The sequence below is a fragment of the Streptomyces sp. NPDC016851 genome (assembly GCF_055562795.1).
Genome location: NZ_JBVHEP010000001.1, coordinates 572,898 through 593,268, shown reverse-complemented (window position 1 = coordinate 593,268; position 20,371 = coordinate 572,898). Strand labels below are relative to the sequence as shown.

Below are 20,371 nucleotides of genomic sequence, written 5' to 3'. Positions count from 1 at the left end.
GCCCTCGACTTACAGGACGAATTTCATGGCATCGAATTCACAAAAGCCCGCCCATTCGACATACCCGCGAGAGTTACTGCATGAATTCCTGCTCGCGGCGGCGGCGACGTCACCGGATCGGCCGGCGGTGGTCGAGGCCTGCCCGACGGGCGAGCTGAGGACCGTGACCTACCGGGACCTGGAGCAGCAGGTCTTCGGCTACGCCGCGGAGCTGGACGCCCTGGGGCTGGCGATGGGCGACCGGGTGATCGTCGAGTCGGACAACTCCGCTGCGGCCATCGCGATGATCATTGCCTGCTCCTCACTCGGCCTGGTCTTCGTCCCGGTCAGCCCCCAGACGCCGCAGAAGCGGCTGGAGGCGATCATCGAGGCCGCCGAGCCCGTGCTGCACCTCAGGGCCGCGGAAGGAGACCGAGAGGACCTGCCCGAGTCCGTCGGTACCGGTGTCTTCGGCCCCGGCACCCTCGAGTGGCGCCGCCGGCCCGTGCCCCGCCCCCGGGTCCGGCGGGAGGCGGTGAGCGCCGATCCGGCGTACATCATCTTCACGTCGGGCACGACGGGTCGTCCGAAGGGTGTGGTGATGAGCCACCGGGGCGTCACGTCCTTCTTCCGCGGCATGCTCTACCACGGAATCGTCGAGGCCGACTCGCGCGTCGCGAGCACCGCGCCTCTGTCGTTCGACTTCTCCTTGCTCGACATCGGTCTCGCCCTCGGCAGCGGCGCGACCGTCGTTCCGGTGCCTCGCGACCGGCTGCACTGGCCGCGCCGATTCCTGCGCTTCCTGCGCGACGCGCGTGTCACCCACGTCAACGGGGCGCCGTCGGTCTGGCGTACGGCCCTGCGGCACGAGCCGGAGCTGCTGGCCGAACTGCCCGTCAAGGGAGTGCTGTACTCCGGCGAGGCGTTCCCGCTGCCCGAACTGCGGCATCTGCAGGAGCTGCTGCCCCAGGCCCGGATCGTCAACTGCTACGGCTCCACGGAGTCGATCGCGGCGTCGTTCACCGACGTACCCCGACCGCTGCCCGAGGAGACCGAGCTGATGTCGATCGGCTTCGCCCATCCGGGCGCGGAGATGATCCTCATCGGGGAGGACGGCGAGCCCGTGCTGGAGGAGGGGGGCCTGGGCGAGATCCACCTGCGCAGCCCCGCACTGTTCCTCGGCTACTGGGGCGACCAAGAGGCCACGGACCGGGCTCTGGTGCGCGACCCGCTGAGCCCCCGCTCCGGGCAACTGGTCTTCCGTACCGGCGATCTGGCCCGGCGCGGTGCGCACGGCGAGCTGTACTTCGCGGGCCGGGCGGACCTGCAGGTCAAGATCCAGGGCAACCGGGTGGAGCTCGGCGAGATCGAGCGCAAGCTCCTCGAGTTCCCGCACCTCGCGGCGGCGGCCGTGCTGCTGCGGGAGACACCCGACGGCGAACCGGTGCTCAGCGCCTGCGTGACGATGGACTCGGCTTCCCGCGCCTTCGACAAGGCCCAGCTGCGGTCGCACTGCGCAGAGGAGCTCCCGGAGTACATGATCCCGCAGGAGATCCATGTCCTGGACAAGCTGCCGGTCACCGCCAACGGCAAGGTCGACCGCAAGGCACTCATCGAACGCTTCACCGAACGCGACGATGAGACGGCCCCGCTGGAAGGACAGCCGGCATGACCAACCAAGGCATTGCGCCCAACCTCGCGCTGGACCAGCTCGTCGCCCGGCGGCGCGCGAAGGGCGAGTCGATCGTCCATCTCGGTTTCGGCGAGGCACGTCTTCCCGTGTTCCCGCCGCTGGCCCAGCGGCTGGCCGCGGGGGCCCACCGCATCTCCTACGGTCCGGTCGCCGGCGACGTCGCCACCCGGGCCGCGGTGGCCGGCTACTTCGACCGCAGGAATCTGCCCACCGATCCCGAGCAGATCGTGGTGGCCCCGGGCAGCAAACCGCTGCTCCTCGCCCTGCAACTGGCGATCCCGGGTGATGTCGTGCTGCCCCGGCCGGCCTGGAACACCTACGCTCCCCAGGCCCGGCTCGCGGGCAAGACGGTCCACGAGGTGCCGATCCCGGACGACTGCGGCGGCGTGCCCGAACCCGAGGCGCTCCTGGGCACGATCCGTGCGGCCCGCGCGGCCGGCCGCGACCCCCGCGTCGTGGTGCTCACCCTGCCGGACAACCCGACCGGGACGGTGGCTCCCCCGGAAGTGATCACCCGGATCGCCACCATCGCCCGGGAGGAAGACCTCCACATCGTCTCCGACGAGATCTACCGGGACCTGGTCTTCGATCCCGCCACAGTCGTCCTCAGCCCCGCCGAGGTGGCGCCCGAGCGAACCACCGTGGTCACGGGACTGAGCAAGAACCTCGCGCTCGGCGGCTGGCGCATCGGCACGGCGCGCTTCGCGACGAGCCCCGAGGGAGAACGGATCCGGGATCACGTCACGGCACTCGCCAGCGAGATCTGGTCCTCGTTGCCCGGCCCCATGCAGGAGGTCGCCGCCTACGCCTTCGCGGAGCCGCCGGAGGTGGTGCTGCGCCTGGCGGCCAGCGCCCGGCTGCACGGCACGGTGACCCAGGCGGTGTACGACAGCCTGGTGGGCGTAGGAGTGCTGTGCCGTCGCCCGACCGCGGGCTTCTATCTCTATCCGGACCTGCAGCCCATGGCCGAGAGGTTGCGGATACGCGGCATCACCGACTCCGCGTCCCTGCAACAGCAGCTCATCGACGAGTTCGGCATCGCCGTCCTGTCCGGTGCCGTCCTGGGTGACGACCCCGCGGCACTGCGGTTCCGGATCGCTACCAGCCAGCTCTACGGCGACAGCCCGGAGCAACAGCAACTGGCCCTGGAAGCCAACGATCCACTGACCCTGCGGCACGTGGCGGAGTCCCTCGCCCGCATCCAGGAGACCTTCACCCAGCTCTGCCGCTGATCCTGGCCCACACCGGGCGAGAGCACGCCCAACTTCAAGGAGTACCAGTGACATTGGCCAACGGCACCACGGCCACGCGGGTCCCCAGTCGTAAGTTCCAGGTCTACACGAGCAAGCACCTGGACGGACTCCTCGCTCGGGCCGGACTGTCCGAGCGGGAACGGCTGGCCGCGCGCGCGGTCGCGACCGTGCTGCCCTTCCGCACCAACAACTACGTCGTCGACGAACTCATCGACTGGGACGCCGCACCGGACGATCCGATCTACCGCCTGACCTTCCCGCAGGAGGACATGCTTCCCGAGGACGAGGTGGCGCATCTCGCGGACCTGCTGCTCCGCGAGGCCCCCCTCGCGGAAAGGAACCGTGCCGCCAACCGGGTGCGGGCCAGGCTCAACCCGCATCCCGCGGGCCAGCTCCAGCTGAACGTCCCTTCGCACGACGACCAGGAGCTCGCGGGCGTGCAGCACAAGTACGACGAGACTGTGCTGTTCTTCCCCAAGCAAGGCCAGACCTGCCATGCGTACTGCACGTACTGCTTCCGCTGGGCGCAGTTCATCGGCGAACCGGACCTCAAGATGGCCGGCGAGGACGTGGACCGGCTGCGCGACTATCTGCTCAAGCACCCCCGGGTGACCAGCGTCCTGTTCACCGGCGGCGACCCGATGATCATGACGGCTCATGTACTGCGCCGCTATATCGAGCCGCTGCTCGAACTGGAACAGGTCGAATCCATACGAATCGGCACCAAGTCCCTGGCCTATTGGCCTTACAAGTTCGTCACCGACAACGACGCCGACGAAACGCTCCGGCTTTTCTCCGACGTCGTTTCATCCGGACGCAATCTCGCTTTCATGGCGCACTTCTCGCATCCCCGGGAGCTCGAACTCCCCGTCGTGAGCGAAGCAGTTCGCCGAATACGAGAAACCGGAGCGGTCATACGCACCCAGGCGCCGCTCATCCGGTCGATCAACGACGACCCCGCCTTGTGGGAATCCATGTGGCGCTCGCAGACGGCCATGGGCATGGTGCCCTATTACATGTTTGTCGAGCGCGACACCGGACCGCAGGACTATTTCGCCGTCCCGCTGGCCAGGGCCTACGACATCTTCCGGACGGCCTATCAGAACGTCTCCGGGCTCGCCCGCACGGTCCGCGGCCCGTCGATGTCCGCCACCCCCGGAAAGGTGTGCGTCGACGGCGTGGTCGAGCTCTTCGGAGAGCAGGTCTTCGCGTTGCGTCTGATACAGGCCCGGAACGCCGAACTGGTCGGAAAGCCATTTTACGCGAAATACGACCCCGCGGCTGTCTGGGTGGACGATCTCAAACCCGCTTTCGCCGACCAATTCCCATTTGATTCTCCCCAATAGTCAGCTAGGTCTCGTTTGTGCCGAATGCGGCGGGGTCGGGCAATGCGGTCTCGGATATGTGAGGCCTCGACCCCGTCCAGCGCACACTCGAATCACTTCCGAATACGCATGGAACTCGCTTGACTGCGTGCTGTAACGTTCTGATCATGCTCTTCGGACTGCTAGGGCCGCTTGTGGCTTGGGGGGAAGACGGTGAGACGGTTCGCGTTCCGGAAGTCAAAGTTCGGATGCTGCTGGCCATCCTGCTCATCAACGAGGGCCAGCCGGTCTCGGCGGCGCGGCTGATCGACTATCTGTGGGACGAAGACGTACCCGCGAACCCGGCTTCCGCTTTAAGGACCAAGGTATCCATCCTCCGACGTCAGCTGGCCCGCCTCGACCCACGGGGACGCCAGTTGCTGGTCTCCACGCCGGCCGGGTACCGACTCAACGTGGAGCCGGACCGGGTCGACGTCACTCAGTTCCAGGACATCACCAACAAAGCGTACGAAAGCAAGGATCCGCAGGACCGGGCCTCGCGACTGGCCGAAGCGCTCGCCCTGTGGCGGGGCCCGGCTCTCGCGGACTTCAGCGAGCACGACTTCGCACAGGGCACGATCACCCGCCTCGAAGAAAAACGTCTCACCGCGATCGAGGAGTGGGCGGAAACGCGGCTGTTGCTCGGTGAGCACAGTCTGTTGGTGGGCGATCTCGATGACCTGGTGGTCCGGCACCCGATGCGGGAACGCCTGCGGGCCGCTCACATGCTGGCCCTGTACCGGACCGGCCGGCAGAGCGCGGCCCTGGCGAGCTACGCCGATCTCAGGAGCCGTCTCGGCAAGGAGTTCGGACTCGACCCGGGAGCCCAGGTATCGGCACTGCACGAGTCCATTCTGGCGAACGCGCCGGAGCTGGAACCCGCTGCGCCCCCCGTCACCTCGATCACGCGTCCTCGAATCAACATCCCCTCGGCGCTCACCGAGTTGATCGGCCGCGCGGCCGCGGTGCGGACGGTGAAGTCGCTGATCACCTCCGACCGGCTCGTCACGCTCACGGGCCCGGGAGGCGTGGGCAAGACGCGGCTGGCGCAGGAAGTCGCCCACCAGTTGGCGGCGGAGTACCCCGACGGTGTCTGGCTGGTGGAGCTGGCGGAGATGCGCGGGCGCACCGCGCAGGGCGGTCGGCCGTCGGTCACCGAGGTCGCCGAGAGCGTGTCCGCGACGCTGGACCTGCGCGACAACATCGGCCGCATCGGCGGGCTGCCTCTGGACACCACCAGCAACGTGCTGACCAAGCTGGGCGCCGCCGTGCGCGGCAAGGACATGCTGCTCGTCCTGGACAACTGCGACCACTTGATCGAGCCCGTCGCCGAACTGGCGGACATGCTGCTGCGCTCCAGCCCGAAGCTGCGGGTGCTGGCCACCAGCCGCGAGCCACTCGGGCTGCTGGGCGAGGTCGTCTGGTCCGTGCTTCCGCTGGAGTTGCCCGAGACCGGCGAGGGCGCACCGGAGAAGCTGCTGCAGGACAGCAGCGCCGTGCGGCTGTTCGTCGAGCGCGCGAAGGCGGCTGTCGCAGGGTTCACCCTGAACCGGGACAACGTCGAGGCGGTGGCCGCCCTCTGCCACAAGCTCGACGGCATTCCGCTGGCCCTGGAGATCGCCGCGACCAGCCTGCGGGTACTCGACCCGCACGAGCTGCTGACCCGGCTGGACGACCGCTTCGCCCTGCTCGACCACGGGCCACGCGGGGCACCCCCGCGTCAGCAGACCCTCCGGGCCGTGATCGACTGGAGCTGGCAGGTGCTCGACGAGCCCGAGCGGGCCGTCCTGCGCCGTCTCGCCCTGCTCAAGAGCGGCTGGACAGTCGAGTCGGCCGAGACGGTCACCGCCTTCGGGGACATCGCCAAGTCTCAGGTCTTCCCGTTGCTGGCGCGGCTGGTGAACCGCTCGCTGGTCGCCACGGTCCGCTCCTCCACCGGCACCCGCTACCGACTGCTCGGAGCGGTTACCGCCTACAGCCTCGAACGACTGGAGGACGCCGACGAGTTCGAGGAGACGCAGCGGTTGCGGGATCTGCACTACACCGGCCTGTGCGAACGTGCCCTGCCGCACCTGAAGGGCGTCGGACAGAACGAGTGGCTGCGCCGGCTGGACGCCGACCTGCTCAACACGCGTGCGGCACTGGAGAGTGCGCTGCGCGCCGAGGAGCCGGTCCTCGCGCTGCGCATGACCAACGCCCTGTCGTGGTACTGGCTGCTGCGTGGTCGGCTCGACGAGGCACACCGGTGGACCAGCCTGGCGCTGGCCCGGGTGACCGAACCCAGCAGCGAGTCGGCTGTGGCATCCGCCTGGCAGGCCGGCTTCACCATGCTGGTCGGCGCCGAGTCCGACGGCCCGGAGCAAACCGCCGAAGTCCTTCGGAACTTCGAAGAGTTCCCGGACGAGCACAACCTGGCGTTCGCGGAATGGTTCCTGGGATACGCGCAACTGAGCATGGGCAACATCGACGACAGCGAGGTGCTGGTGCTCAGCGCCCTGCGCAGGTTCAACAAGCTCCGCGACCAGTGGGGGGTGGCCGTGGCCCTGAGCACGCGCAGTCTGCACAGCATCTTCCGCAGCGACTGGCGGGCGGCGCAGCGCAACGGCGAGATCAGCGAGCGGATCTTCCGGGAACTCGGCGACCGCTGGGGGCGGCTGCAGGCGCTCGACACCCTCGCATCGCTGGCCGAGATCGCCGGTGACTACGTCCGGGCCGGCCGGCTGAACCGGGAGGCGCTGCACATCGCCGAGGAGCTCGGTCTGTGGAGCGAGGTCTCCCACAGCCTGTCCCGGCTGGGGCGGATCGCTCTCCTGGAAGGCTCCTATGCCCAGGCGGACGAACTGCACGAGCGGGCGGCCCGCCTGGCCCGGGAACAGAGCGACCACATCGGCGAGCGGTACGCGGAGATCGGCCTGGCGCTCTCCGCCCGCCGGCAGGGCGAACTCGACGTGGCGGAAGAACGGTTGTGGCGGCTGCACCAACGCGGGTCGGGCGGCAGTCCCGACCACAGCGACGCCCTCGTCTTCGGCGAACTGGGCTTCATCGCCGAACTGCGCGGTGACGCGGCCGAATCGACCCGGCTCCATCTGGAGGGCTACCGGGTGGCGCACCGGCTCGGGGACCCACGGGCGGTGGCCCTGGCCCTGGAGGGCCTGGCGGGGGCACGCGTCGTGGCCGGCCACTTCGAGGACGCGGCACAGCTCCTCGCCGCCGCCGAAGCCGCCAGGAAGTCGGTGAAGGTGCCGCTGCCCAAGGCCGAACGCGCGGACGTGGACCGTATCGAGGCGGCCGTACGTGACCATCTCGATCTCAGGACCCTGTCCGAGGTGTGGCGGCAAGGGGCGCGCCTCAGCCCGGAGGACTGTCTGCGGCTGATCCTGGGGATCGACGACATCCCCACTGCCCTGCCGTTGAGCTCGTAGGGGATGCATGACTCCTCCGCTGGCGGCAACGCGGCGTCGGGGGGGGGGGGGGGGGGGGGGGGCGGGGCCCCCCCCCCCCCCCCCCCGGCGGCGCGCCGCCCCCCCCCCCCCCCGCCCCCCCCGCCCCCCCCCCCCCCCCACCCCCCACACCCCCCGGCCCGGGCGTTTGTGTTGGTGGGTGTTCATTCCCCCCGCGGGGGGGGCCCCGGGGGGGGGGGGGGGGGCGCCGCCCTCCGGCCCCCCCCCGCGCCCGCTGCCGGCGCGGTCCGGCCGGCCTGCGCCCGTAGGTCACCGGTCCGCGACCGCCGCCTCATCCCGGACCAGTTGCACGATGGCGTCGATGGTGCGGAAGTTGTCCATCCGCATCGCGTCCTCGGGGACGCTGATCCCAAAAGCCTTCTCGACGAACCGGACCAGCTCGACGGCGAACAGGGAGTTCACGTAACCGAGCGCGAAGATGTCGTCGTCGCCGGCGATGTCGGCCTGCGGATAGCGTTCGGTGATGAACCGGCGGACCGTGTCGTGTTCCGGCGTCATGCGCTCGCCTCCGGCTGCTCGGCCCAGTTCGGCTGCTCCAGGATCTCCAGCACCGCGGCCGAGTACGCCCATCCGTTACCCACGCCGCACAGCACCACCTTGTCCCCGGGGCTCACCTGGCCGGTCTCGAGCAGGTGGGTGAGGCCGGCGGCTTGGTCGCCGGCGCCCAGGTGGCCGACGGTGCGGCCCCAGGGCCACGTCGTGCGGGACTCGTCGATGCCCATGGCCTTACGGGACTCCCAGTCCTGCAGGACGCGGCCGACGGCCGGGAACACGAACCGCGTCACGTCGTCGACCGACACACCGGCCTCGTCCAGCGCCGTCCGCAGGGACTCCTCCTGGTTCCTGGTGATGCTTCCGATGACCCCGAGCAGATCCGCTCCCGCGGCGAAGTACCGCTCCTTGCGGGTGCGCAGGTCGACGGGCCACCCCTCCTCGCCGGGGGCCTGCGTCCAGCTGTCGCCCCGGTAGACCTGCTCGTGCGTGGCGTCGCCGATCACCACCGAGGACAGCAGCCTGGCCACCCCCGGCTCACGGGAGAGCACCATGCCGGTGGCGCCGTCGGACAGGATCATGCCGTTGTCCGTGCGGAAGCGGTTCCAGGCGGGGGCGTTGAACTTATCCGCGGTGGTCAGCAGCGCCGCGGCGGAGCCGGACGAGGCGGACAGGTAGGAGGCGGCCAGGTGCAGGGCGGCCATGCCGCCGTTGGACGCCTGGCGGACCTCGATGGCGGCGGCGCTGCCACCGACCGTCCGGCCCTGGACGTACGACGCCGGCGCGAACTGGTCGACGCCCTGGTGCCCGATGTGCGCATGGAGCAGCAGCGTCACCTCCTCCGGCGCCGTGGCGGACCGCTCCAGCGCGCGGCGGGCGGCCGTCACGGCCATATCGACCGGGACGTCGGCATCGGCCGCGACCCGGACGCTGGCGAGGTCGTCGGAGATCGCCTCGTCCTCGTCGTACCGGCCGTCGGCGACGGCGTCGCGTACGTCCTCCCGGCGACCGAGCCACATCGCCGTGCCGGCCACATAAACATCGGACCATTTCATGTGCAACAACCTCGTCATGAAGAGTCGAAATACGGGCAGTATCACGGGCGGAATTTCGCCGCTACCCAACGGATTTCGCGCTCGAATTCGCTATGAATGTCAGCGGATCACTACGCGTCGATTCGCTTGCACGCTACGAGTCGGCACCCCCTAATCACAACCCGGCCCACGCAGGTCGTGACCCCTATTTCTCAGGCGGCGCTCGCCCCGTCCACCGCGTCGTCCACCAGGTCGTCGGGAAGATCTTCCCGCCGCTTGACCTTCAACTTCCGGTAGACCCGCGTGAGGTGCTGCTCCACCGTGCTCACCGTGATGAAAAGGCGGCGAGCGATCTGCCGGTTGCTCATGCCGCGCGCCGCCAGGGCAGCGACCCGCAACTCCGCCTTGGTCAGCACATCCGTCGACGCCTGCGGGGCGGCGGCGTGTTCGGTCGCCTCGCGGTCGCCCCGCTCGACTCCCGACTTCGGGGCAGGGATCGCACCGACGCCATCGAGCAGTCGCCCGGAACGCCACTCGAGCATCCTCGCCTTGCTCTCCTGCCCGACGGCACGCAGCGCGTCGGCCTGATCCGCAAGGACGTACGCCAGTTCGATAGGCGCTTCACGCCCTGCCAGCGTCTCCACCGCCTGTTCCAGCAAGTTGAGGCGCTCGTACACCGGACCGCACAGGGCCAGGGCCCACAGAGCTCTCGCGCGCTCACGCCCGGTGTGCGGCGCGCACCGCTCCAGTTGCTCCGTGGCCAGTTGCCGGGCCTGACGCTCACGCCCCAGGCGCAGGCAGGCCCGTACCGCGTCGGTACGCCACGGGAACAGCGCGGGTTCGTCGCAGTTCCAGGCAGAGACCCGTCGGCCGACCGTCAGGAAGTCCTCGAGCGCCGCGGCCGGCTGATTGACGGCGAGGAAGTACCTTCCCCGCGCTGTCAGATAGCTCATGCCGAGGGGCGAGCGGAACATCGCCGCCGGCAACGCGACACGGGTGAGCTCCGCCGCCCGCGCATAGTTCCCGGTCAGCGTGAACACCTGGAGGAGCACCCCCAGCGGCCGCCCGGCGCCGATCCCCCAGTGCTCGACGGGCACGAGGGTCAGCGCCGTCTCCGCGTGCCGTTTCGCCTCGCCCAGGGCACCGCGCCGCAGTGCGATCTCCGCGCGCGTGGCCGCGTACATCGCGCGCCAGATGCGCGAGGGGTTGCTGTCGGCCTCGGCCTGGTAACTCTTCGCCCAGCGGTCGGCGGCCAGCGTGTCGTCCGCCGCGGCGATCACGAGCAGGGCCACCACCAGATCCAGCATCGCGACCACGCCCACCTTGGAGGCCCGCAGGAGTCGCTTGGCCTCCTCCACCACCTCGGGCGAAGGACCGGCGGTGAGGGCCGACTTCAGCAGTTCCACGGCTTCTCTGCCGGGAACGTTGAGCACGCAGCACCCTTGCTGCGGCTCAGCGGACCCGACCATGGCCTGCGCGGACTCGGGATACACCACCGTCAACCACATCCGCAGCGCTTCCGCGGCACTCGCCGTGGCACTGTCACACCCCGGGAGAGCATCGACCCTGCGCAGCGTCTCCACGGCACTCCGGCTGTCGCCCAGCACCAACTGGAGCATGCCCACGGAGGCTGCCAGGGCCCCGGTCAGCTCATCGTCGAGTACGGCCCTGGTCAGGAGCGGCACCCGCCGCGCGGCGGCACCGGGGTCGACGTGGAACTCGACGCCGGCGAGCATCGCCGTCGTCCTCAGCCCCGTGAGGCGGTCCTGGTTGCTGCGGGCCGCCGTCTCCAGGAGGTCCAACGCGAGCCGGGCCTCCTGCACGGACCAGGCGTGCGCGGCCGCCTCCTGGAGGACCGGGACGTCGTGCTGGCGCACCGTGTGACCGACGGCCAGCAATTGCCGGGCCACGATGGGCGCCGGGACGTTGTGCTGGATCATCAGGTCGGCCGCCCGGCGGTGCTGCTCACTGCGTTCCTCGTACGTCATCGCGTCGAGCAGGATCGTGCCGGTGCCCTGGTGGCGGAACCGCACACCGTGCACGAGGCCGAGCTGGTTCAGATCACGCAGGGCCCGGTCCGTCGACTTGCGGTCCAGGCCGAGGAACTGGCCGAGCAGCCGTTCGCTCACGGCGTCGCCGAGCACCGCGATGGCCCGGGCCGCTTCGAGGCCGGTGCAGTCACAGCGGTGGAGGCAGGCCAGCAGCGCCTTGCTGTATTGCGCGCCGAGGGTCAGCGGACCATCGCTGCCGGCGGCCGCCAGACGGTTGTCGTCCACCAGACCCCGCGCGAACTGCGGGTTGCCCCCGCAGATCGCGTGCATCTCCGCCGCCCAGCGCTGCGCGGCCACCCGTCCGAGCTCGTGTTCCAGGAGCTCCCGGGTGCCGTGCGCAGTGAGCGCGGGCAGTGGCACCGGCACCGAGTACGGCGACGGCGGGATATCGGCGTGGTACGGCAGATCGAGCAACGTGCCGTCGCCCGGAACGGTCAGGATGACGAGCAGCCGCGCCGCGCGCACCCGGCGCACCAGGGTGAACAGGCTCTGCATCGATGCGTGGTCGGCGTAGTGGATGTCGTCGATACCCACCACCAGCGGACCGGCGGCCGACTCCTGCTCGACCAGTTCCAGCAGCGCCCGGTGAACACGCTGGAAGGTCCTGCCCGCGATGGGCGAGGACGGGTCCCGTGCCAGCACCTCGGACAGGTTGTCGTTCACAGCCGGGAACAGCTCGGCCACCGGATCGTGCGGCAGATCGGAACCGTCGAAGAGCTGGGTGAGCACACCGAACGGGACCTTCTGCTCGGTGCGGGAGGCCGTTGCCGCCAGATACGAGGCGCCGGCGGCAACGGCTTGGGCGGCAAACGCGTGCATCAGCTCGGACTTGCCGAATCCCGCGGGCCCCGACACCACTGCCAGCCGTGGGCTGCCCCGACGGGCAGCGGCCAGTAGTTCGTGGAGCACCGCGAATTGCTCGGCGCGGTCGTACAACCGTGGTGCTACGACATCGGGTCCCTGCGCCCTCCATCTAGAGGGCCGTTCTATCGGTACGGACTCACGCATTTGCCATTCCCCCATTATTTGAATTGGGCGGTCAAGCCCGGCTGTCCCCCACGGAAGCGACGTCCACGGACGGGCTCTCGTCTGTGTCCGCGGTGTGCGAGGTGTCCTCGCCACCCTGCGCGGTGGTCTTGAGCACCACGAGGGCGAGTACGGCCAGGACAGCGGCGATGGCCGCGTTGATGCCGGCGCTGATGTTGAGTCCGTCAGCGAACGCGTCGCGCGCCGCGGCGAGCAACTCGGGCATGTTCGCGGCGGCATCCGCCGCGCCGGCCATCGAGTCGCGCACGTCCTCGGCCACGCCGGCTTCCAGGCCGGACGGAACGGCATCCTCGATCCCGCTGCGGTAGACGGCCGTGCCGACGGTGCCGATGGTGGCGACACCGAACGCGATGCCGAACTCGGAGCTGGCTTCCGACAGGGAGGCAGCCGAACCGGCCTTCTCCGGCGGGGCCGAGCCCACCACGAGATCGGTGCCGAGCACAAGGACCGAGCTGGTACCGACGAAGGCGACGGTGACGCCGGTGATGAGCACGGGCAGTCCGGAGACACTGTCCACCTGCGTCAGCAGCAGGTAGCCGACGGCCGAGATGCCCATGCCGATGCCGACCACCACACGCGGGGCCAGACGGGCGGCGAGCGCCGGGGTGGCCATCGAGCCCGCGACCATGCCGATTGCGGAGGGCAGCATCCACAGACCCGCCTTGATGGGCGACATGCCCTCGACGGACTGCAGGAACTGCGTGTAGAAGAGCACCGTCCCGCCGACCGTCGCCATGCTGAGCAGCAGCACGACCAGGGAGACGCTGAACGCGCGGTGCGAGAACAGGTTCAGGTCGATCAGCGGCTCATCCAGCTTCCGCTGCCGGCGCACGAAGACGACGCCGAAGACCAGACCGACGAGGATCCCGGCGAGGGTCTGCGGGTCGACGCCTTCCTCCGCGAACCGCTTGATGCCGTAGATGACCGGCAGCACGGCCAGCAGGGACAACGCGACGCTGCCCAGGTCGATGCGACCGCCGCTCGGATCCCGGTACTCCGGGAGCAGGACAGGCCCGGCCACCAGCAGCAGGAGCATGACCGGAACGCCGATCAGGAAGACCGAACCCCACCAGAAACTGTCCAGCAGCAGTCCGCCGACCAGCGGGCCGATGGCCGTACCCGCGGAGAAGCACATCATCCAGACGCCGATGGCGCTGCCGCGCTGTTTGGCGTCCTGGAACATGACGCTGATCAGCGCGAGCGTGGACGGCATGAGCGTGGCGCCCGAGATGCCGAGCAGGGCGCGCGCGAGGATCAGCATTTCGGCGCTGGAGGCATACGCGGCCAGAACCGACGCTGCGCCGAACGCGGCCGCGCCGATGAGCAGCAGCTTGCGGCGGCCGATCCGGTCACCGAGCGTCCCCATGGTGACCAGGAAGCCCGCGATCATGAATCCGTAGATGTCCATGATCCACAGCAGCTGCGAACTGCTCGGCAGCAGGTCCGCCCCGAGATGGGGCACCGCCAGATACAGGACGCTCATATCCAGCGCCAACAGCAGGGTCGGTAGGGCCAGGATTCCCAAGCCGATCCACTCGCGGGTCCCTGCCCGCGGCGGAATTCCGGCTGATGAGGGTGATGACATCGTGAGCATCCCTCTTCTTGTCAGGCGTGATGTCGAAGTGAGTGAAAAGAACACGAGCCGGAAAGGCGGCTGGCGAGATCGGCCCCCCGACCGCCACGGTCCCGCGACCGTCGCCAGTATGCTGAGCAGGGATTGTGTAAACATGTTGAAAGCCTTTCGGCCCTCCGAATCCCATCCCGTGCGGCCGAAACCCTCGTCTCCATCAAGCGCGTGCGCAGCACCCGACTTGAGGGGCCATCAGGAATCCCAACCGTATGGTTGCCCGGCCAGACCCGTGCACGACTCAGCACCAGGGGATCGAAGGGACAACCATGCACATCGGAGTCATCGGCGCCACCGGCGGTATCGGCAGCCGGGTCGTCACCGAAGCTCTCGGCCGGGGACACCGCGTCACAGCGCTGACCCGCGATGCCTCGCTGATCAGTGAGAAACCCGGTGACGTGGCCGGCCAGGGCGACATCGAGTGGAAGAGCGTCGACGTACTGGACGCGGACAGCATCGCCGCGATCCTGCCCGGGCTGGACGTCCTGATCAGCGGGTTCCAGCCCGGGAACGCCGCCAAGGACCTGGCCGGCGCCGTGCGCCGTTCCATAGCCGAGCCCACCCTCTTCTCCACCGCTGCCCGGGCCCTGCTGACAGCATTGGAGAGCCACCCGCGCACCCGCCTCGTGGTCATCGGCGGCGTCGGCAGTCTGGAGGTCGAGCCCGGCCGCGTCCTGGCCGACTCCGACGAACTGCTGCACGCGACCCTCGACGAACTCGGGCTTCCCCGGGAGTACGCCGCCGCGGTGCGCGGCCACCGGGACGCCCTGAACGTGCTGCGCAACTCCAATCGGAGGTGGACCTACTTCAGCCCCGCCAAGGAGATCTTCCCGGGTGAGCGCACCGGCCGGTTCCGCCTCGGGGGCGATCAGCTGGTGGTGGACGCGGACGGGCGCAGCCGTATCTCCATGGAGGACGCGGCTGTGGCACTGGTCGACGAGGCGGAGCTACCCCGGTACGTCCAGCGCCGATTCACGATCGGCTACTGACAAGGTCTTCCGCCTCTGGACAAGAAAACGAAGAAACCGCAGGTCGTATGCCCGACCTGCGGTTTCCCGTGGAGCCGCCTTCGGGATTCGAACCCGAGACCTACGCATTACGAGGGCTTGCATGATCGTGACGCGTGCTGCTCCCTGATCACGCTCGGTCCGGTCTTACCTGGTCAGAGGCTTATCGGTCTCGACCGGCATGATGCCCGGTCCAACGGGTGCTGCGCCGTCCGCTCACGCGTCGCTCACGCAGCCACTGCGGAGCCCCGAGAGACCTACCCCAACTCAAGAGTCGGCCGTCATCGCCGCCGATGCCTTCCTCAGGGACCGAGCGCGGGAGCAGACTGAGCGAGCGATCTCATGGGATGACGATGTCCTCAATGCCTTGGAAGCCCTTGAAGCATCCCCATGGGCCGGCGCTGAAGATGTGCCCTCTGCCCTTGAGGGTCTTTGAGACGGGTGAGACACCCAACCGTGGCCTCTTACCGTACTGGCTGGCCTACTCTGGGCGCTCAGGAGGTTACGGGGGTGAGGGATGCGCTGCTCAGAGAACTGGCCGACAGAGTCAGGGTCTTCGGTAACGGCGGGGTGCCGGATGTCGTACTCGACGATGCGGGGGGCAAGGCCGCCGCAGAACTGATGGCGGTCGCAGGCGAAGCCCTGGACGAGCAAGGCTCGGTGGACACCGACGTCCTGCACACGGTCGCGGCGTACCACTGGGCTCGGTCTCTCAGCCACGATGACGTTGAGTTGTCGACCGCCGATCACAAGATGGCGATGCATGTCTTCGGCCTGCTGTATTTGGTCGATCACCGGCGTGTGCCCCGCGCGTTGTGGTCCGAGCTCACCGAGGAGACCGGCCACGATCCGTGGCAGGACCCTGTGGACCACGCAAGCGATCTCGTACTGGATGCCGAGGAAGGCGGCGATCCGTCCGTACTCGACGAGGCGATAACCCTGCTCCGCAGCTCGCCTGCCGGCCCCTACCGCGACACCACTCTGGGCCTCACCCTCCGCCACCGAGCGGTGGTCGCCGACCGCCCGGTGGCCGACCGGCTGGCCGATGCCGACTCCGCTGTCGAACTGCTCACCAGTGTGGCCGCACTTCCCGAGGAGTCGCCTACCCGGCGGGCTCGACGTCGCGTGAGCCTCGCGGGCGCCCACATGGAGCGATTCGGGCTCTCCGCCGACCACGCCGACCTCACCGCGGCGGAGTCCGCCGCGCGTACGGCGATCACCGAGGCGGCGGAAGGCTCCGGCGAGCAGGCGGATGCGGCGGCGAGCATCGGCGTGTCCCTCGGCCGTCGTGCTGAGGAGACATCCCATCCGGAAGCGGTCGGCCTGCTGCGGGAAGCCGTATCCTGGCTGCGCCTGGCGGTCGATCTCGAGACCGCCTCGGGACGGGAGTCGGACCACCGCACGAACCTCCGCAGGGCAATGCGGCTCCTCCTCGCCCGTACGGTTGTGGGCCCTGAGGAGGAGCGGGAAGGTGAGGTGGCGAGAGCCGCCCCGCCGCTCGCGTCAGGCAGTGCGCGCCAAGCCCGGGCCCTCGCCGAGCTGGGCTCGAAGATCGTCGCGCGGATCATTCCGGAGGGTGAAGCGGTCCGCCGTGCCGTGGACCCGGCCTTCGCGCTCTCGCGGGAGGCCGTCGACGCGGTGGTGGCCGGTGCCATGGACCTCGTCGGCTCCGGTGCGCCTCAGGACGCGGTGCCCGCGCTCACCCTCGCTCTGGAGGCCGCCTCCGCACGGTGGGGAACGGTGCCCGAGAGCCCCTGGTGGAGGGCTGCCGACGCTTATGGCGAGGCCGCGCGTCTGAGCCTGGTCGGACGTCCCGACGGGATGCTGTTCCGCCGCGCCCACGACGCTGTGCGGACCCAGATCGAAGTACTGCACGAACGCGACGAGACCGACGAGCTCGCCGAGACCCTCTTCGCCGCCGGACTGTTGCACCTCAGTCCGTATTTCGGCGAAATGCCGGGCATGGCCTTCGACAGCGCACTCAGCGTCTGGTGGGACCGTCAGGACCGTTATCGGTCCCTCTACCCGGACGACCCCGCCCACGCCGCGGGACCGGACATGCCGTCCCCCGCGGAAGCTGCGGCGGCCGCGGTCGAGTACCTCAGAGATGCCGCGGATCTGTCGTCGGGGCATGCGCTCGGGCGAGTCCTCAAGTCCCTGGCTGAGGCGTTGTCCTTCCTCGCCGGGATGCGGGAGGAGTCGTACGACCGGGAGATCCTGCTGACCGCCCGGAAGGCGTTCGACGTCCTGGACCCGCTGCGCGATCCACTGGCCCGTCTGTACACGCTCCGCATCCTGCACCTGTTCGGCGAAGTCGCCCTTCCGGACGGGCTGCCCGGCCTGCTCCCCGTCCCCCTCTCGGCCGTCCGGGCGCGACAGGGCGAGCACGAAGCCTCATGTGTCTTCGCCGAGGCCCTCACCCTCGCCGACGAGGCCCGCCGGCTCGACCTGCAGGCCCAACTGCTCGACGCGGCCGACCGCGAACTGCCCGATCTCTCGCAGGACTCCCACCGCCGACTGCGCTGGGCGCGCGAGGTGCACTGCCTCGCCGACGACCGGCTGGCCTGTTTCCCGGAGTCGGCGCCGGTGGACGCAGTCGCCGCCGAGGTACGGTCCCGCGCAGTAGCCGAGGGGTGGTCCGCCGCCGGACTTGCGGCGACATTCATTCATCTCGCGGCCCATGCCGATCCGGCTGAGACAGGTGACGCCGCCCGCGATCTCATCGAAGAAGCACGCCGGTTGGAGCCGGAGCTCTTCCTGCGGCACGTTGACGCGCTGCATTATCTCGACGCCGTACTCGCTCACGACCTGGGCGTGCGTGCCGAGAGGGAACAGCAACCGGAGGCCGCCGCCCGTGATTTCGCATCCGCCGCCTTCCAGTTCGGCCTGTGCGGTCAGATCGATCTCGCCCTCGCCTCCCTCGATGCCGGGCTGGAGTGTGCCCACGCCTGCGACGGAAGGTCTGCCGACCGAGCGGCCCACGCCCTGGTCCCGGCGTCCGTGTTCCTACGTCACGGGACGGACGAGACGGTGGACTGGAAACTGCGGGACCTCTACCAGTCGCTGACCTTCAAACTGACCGACACCACGGTCAACTTCTCCGCGTTGTCCGCAGTACACCAAGCCGCGAAAGGCATGGACTTCACCATCGCCGCGGGGCATCCGGGTCCGCTGGAGTTCACGACGGCTCTGGACCGGATCCTCGACCGCGCACAACTCGGCGAGGCGGCGCTGCCCGGCCCGCTCCCCGACTTCGAACTGCCCGGCGGGGCCGAGACGGCCATGCTGTTCTACCTGGGTTCCGGCGAGGCTGAACCGGACAGCGATGCCGAGGCCGAAGTGCGCAACCTGCAGCGTGCCGCCGATCGCAGGATCAGCCGGGAACTGCGCACGTCCCGGCAGCCCGCGCACCTCCCACTGCTGCACGTCGACGAAATCCAAGCCCTGCTGCCCGATGAGACGGTGCTGCTCTCGCTCTTCCTCAGCCAGGTGCGCCACCAGGGCTCGGCCAACCCCGTCATGGCCCTGCAAGGGCTGGCGATGACCCGCGAGGGCCTCGCCTGCCGCACGACGGTGTTCCCGGACATCGAGGGCGGGCTGTACCGGGTGTTCAAGGCCGGCCACACCCTCAACGTGTCGCACGCAGCCCCACAGATCGCGGAACTGCGCCGTGAGATCACCGCAGACCCACTGCACCGCCAAGTGACCCGCACCGCCCAGCGGGTCCTCGCCCACGACTCCCGCACCTACCTGGCCGGGTTCACCGATGCCCTGCCCTCCTGGCTCACCGAGGGCAAGACCCATCTGTGCGTCTGGCCGAACGGCCCGCTCCACTACCTCCCCTTCCACCTGCTCTCTGCCGACGGCCGCCCGGTGGCCGACGACTGGACCGTCACCCAGGTGCCCGGCCTGTCCTTCCTCAGCCGTCCGGCCCCGCCCACCCCGCCCTCACCACGTCAGGCGTTGGCCGCCTTCGCGTTCGACAGCGGCGGCACGGACTCCCTGGAGGCCCACACCGCACGGATCGCCGCCTCGATGGGCGAGGCCGACCCGGTTCTCGGGACGGCCGCCACGCCCCGCCGTTTCCTCGAAGCGCTCCCCGGAGCCCGCTACGTCCACGTAGCGGCCCACGGGTCGCACAACGAGTGGGCACCCTGGCACCAGTGCCTGTATTTGGCGCCGGATCCGGAGAACGGCGACGACGGTCGAGTCTTCGCCCACGACATCCTCAGAACCGACCTGCGCGGCGTCGAACTCGTCACCATGAGCGCCTGCGAGTCGGCCCTCGGCCGCTTCGACATCAACGACAACCTGCACGGCCTGCCCGCCGCCTTCCTCTCGGCCGGTGCCGCCGCCATCGTCGGCTGCCTCTGGCCGGTCGCCCCCGACGTGGCCACCGGCTTCTTCGGCACGCTCTACGAACAGCTCGCCGCCGACCCGGACCGGCGCACCGCCTTCCGTACCGCCCAGTCCGCGACCCGCGCCCGCCACCCCGCCTACCGCGACTGGGGCGCCTTCTGCTTCATCGGCGACTGGCGTACTACCACCGATCCCTCCCACGGAGCCATCGAATGACCCCTCTCGACGAGCCGACCGAAGCGGCAGCACCGACCTACGACATCGACCTCGTGCCGACCCTCCTCCTGGGAACGCCCACCCCCCAGCCCTCTCTGACAGGGCGGATCTCGCTGGGCATCCCGGTCGTACGTCCCCTCACCGCCGCGCAGGCCGCCGAGGGCGACGGGGACTGGGGGGACTTCCTGGAGTCGCAGGCTGGCCAGTACGACTACCTGCTCCTCAGCCTGGTCTGTTCGTTCCGTCCTTCCCCCGACGGAACTCCCTTCGTGGACGCGGGCATCGGCATCCGGCTGGAGGCTCCCGACGAGCCGGCCGCCCGGCAGCCGATCGCATGGTCCATCTCGCCGAAGAAGCGAGCCTTCCCTGTGACGCCTTCCACCCGACTGAAGTTGACCGCCAAGCTCATGCTCGTCGAAGCCGGTGTCGAGTACACGCCGGAACAGGGCGGTCGTGAGGAGTTGTTCGTGGTCGGCATGGGCGAACGCGACAGCGACCCGGAGTGGCGGTTCAGCGCCACCACTGGCACACCCCTGGTCGGCGACGAGTCACTCACCCTCATCGTCCGCGTTCCCGCCGGCGTGCCGGCACGGGCCCACATCACGTTGGCTGCGACCGTCAAACAGCGCCGTCTTGGCCTAATCCCCTACCGGGCCGTACTACCCCCTGCTCTGCGAACCATCGACTTCCGGTAATCGCGGCGGAGGAAGTCGGTACAAGAAAGCAGCGTCTGAGAAGTATCCGCCCCTGCAAGGCGCCGGTGACAGCACGGACAACGACCCCACAAC

The 20,371-nt window shown here is 69.4% G+C and carries 11 protein-coding genes; 7 read left to right on the top strand and 4 right to left on the bottom strand.

Features of this window, described 5'->3' with window-relative positions; genetic code table 11:
* The first annotated feature begins 25 nt into the window (after nt 1-25).
* From ACZ3I3_RS02710 to ACZ3I3_RS02695, 4 genes are all read left to right on the top strand, one after another.
* Complete coding sequence (locus ACZ3I3_RS02710; protein WP_467361945.1) at nt 26-1,651, top strand: AMP-binding protein; 1,626 nt, start codon at nt 26-28, stop codon at nt 1,649-1,651.
* Complete coding sequence (locus tag ACZ3I3_RS02705) at nt 1,648-2,904, top strand: pyridoxal phosphate-dependent aminotransferase (protein ID WP_467361943.1); 1,257 nt, start codon at nt 1,648-1,650, stop codon at nt 2,902-2,904. The genes ACZ3I3_RS02710 and ACZ3I3_RS02705 overlap by 4 nt, the downstream gene beginning before the upstream one ends.
* Before the next feature lie 47 nt (nt 2,905-2,951).
* Nucleotides 2,952-4,271, top strand: coding sequence for a KamA family radical SAM protein (locus ACZ3I3_RS02700; RefSeq protein ID WP_467361942.1), 1,320 nt, complete (start codon nt 2,952-2,954; stop codon nt 4,269-4,271).
* Nucleotides 4,272-4,498: 227 nt separating this feature from the next.
* A complete protein-coding gene (locus ACZ3I3_RS02695; RefSeq protein WP_467361941.1) occupies nt 4,499-7,711 on the top strand; it encodes an AfsR/SARP family transcriptional regulator in 3,213 nt (1,070 codons plus the stop codon).
* Between the two features lie 288 nt (nt 7,712-7,999).
* On the opposite strand, the gene ACZ3I3_RS02690 is transcribed toward ACZ3I3_RS02695, so the two are convergent.
* From ACZ3I3_RS02690 to ACZ3I3_RS02675, 4 genes are all read right to left on the bottom strand, one after another.
* Complete coding sequence (locus tag ACZ3I3_RS02690; RefSeq protein ID WP_467361940.1) at nt 8,000-8,248, bottom strand: acyl carrier protein; 249 nt, start codon at nt 8,246-8,248, stop codon at nt 8,000-8,002.
* Complete coding sequence (locus ACZ3I3_RS02685) at nt 8,245-9,297, bottom strand: ketoacyl-ACP synthase III family protein (RefSeq protein ID WP_467361939.1); 1,053 nt, start codon at nt 9,295-9,297, stop codon at nt 8,245-8,247. The genes ACZ3I3_RS02690 and ACZ3I3_RS02685 overlap by 4 nt, the downstream gene beginning before the upstream one ends.
* A gap of 191 nt (nt 9,298-9,488) precedes the next feature.
* Nucleotides 9,489-12,335: an AAA family ATPase gene (locus ACZ3I3_RS02680; protein WP_467361938.1), complete on the bottom strand. Its 2,847-nt coding sequence runs from the start codon at nt 12,333-12,335 to the stop codon at nt 9,489-9,491.
* A 31-nt stretch (nt 12,336-12,366) separates the two neighbouring features.
* Nucleotides 12,367-13,959, bottom strand: a complete 1,593-nt coding sequence (locus ACZ3I3_RS02675) for an MFS transporter (RefSeq protein WP_467361936.1) — start codon at nt 13,957-13,959, stop codon at nt 12,367-12,369.
* A 311-nt stretch (nt 13,960-14,270) separates the two neighbouring features.
* On the opposite strand from ACZ3I3_RS02675, the gene ACZ3I3_RS02670 reads away from it, so the two are divergent.
* The 3 genes from ACZ3I3_RS02670 (at nt 14,271) to ACZ3I3_RS02660 (ending at nt 20,278) form a co-directional block, all read left to right on the top strand.
* On the top strand, nt 14,271-14,990 hold the full coding sequence (locus ACZ3I3_RS02670) for an NAD(P)-dependent oxidoreductase (RefSeq protein ID WP_467361934.1): 720 nt from the start codon (nt 14,271-14,273) through the stop codon (nt 14,988-14,990).
* Between the two features lie 528 nt (nt 14,991-15,518).
* On the top strand, nt 15,519-19,583 hold the full coding sequence (locus ACZ3I3_RS02665; protein ID WP_467361933.1) for a CHAT domain-containing protein: 4,065 nt from the start codon (nt 15,519-15,521) through the stop codon (nt 19,581-19,583).
* Nucleotides 19,580-20,278 (top strand): hypothetical protein, encoded by a 699-nt coding sequence (locus ACZ3I3_RS02660; protein WP_467361931.1) that lies wholly within the window; start codon nt 19,580-19,582, stop codon nt 20,276-20,278. Before ACZ3I3_RS02665 ends, ACZ3I3_RS02660 begins: the two co-directional genes overlap by 4 nt.
* Nucleotides 20,279-20,371: the final 93 nt, after the last annotated feature.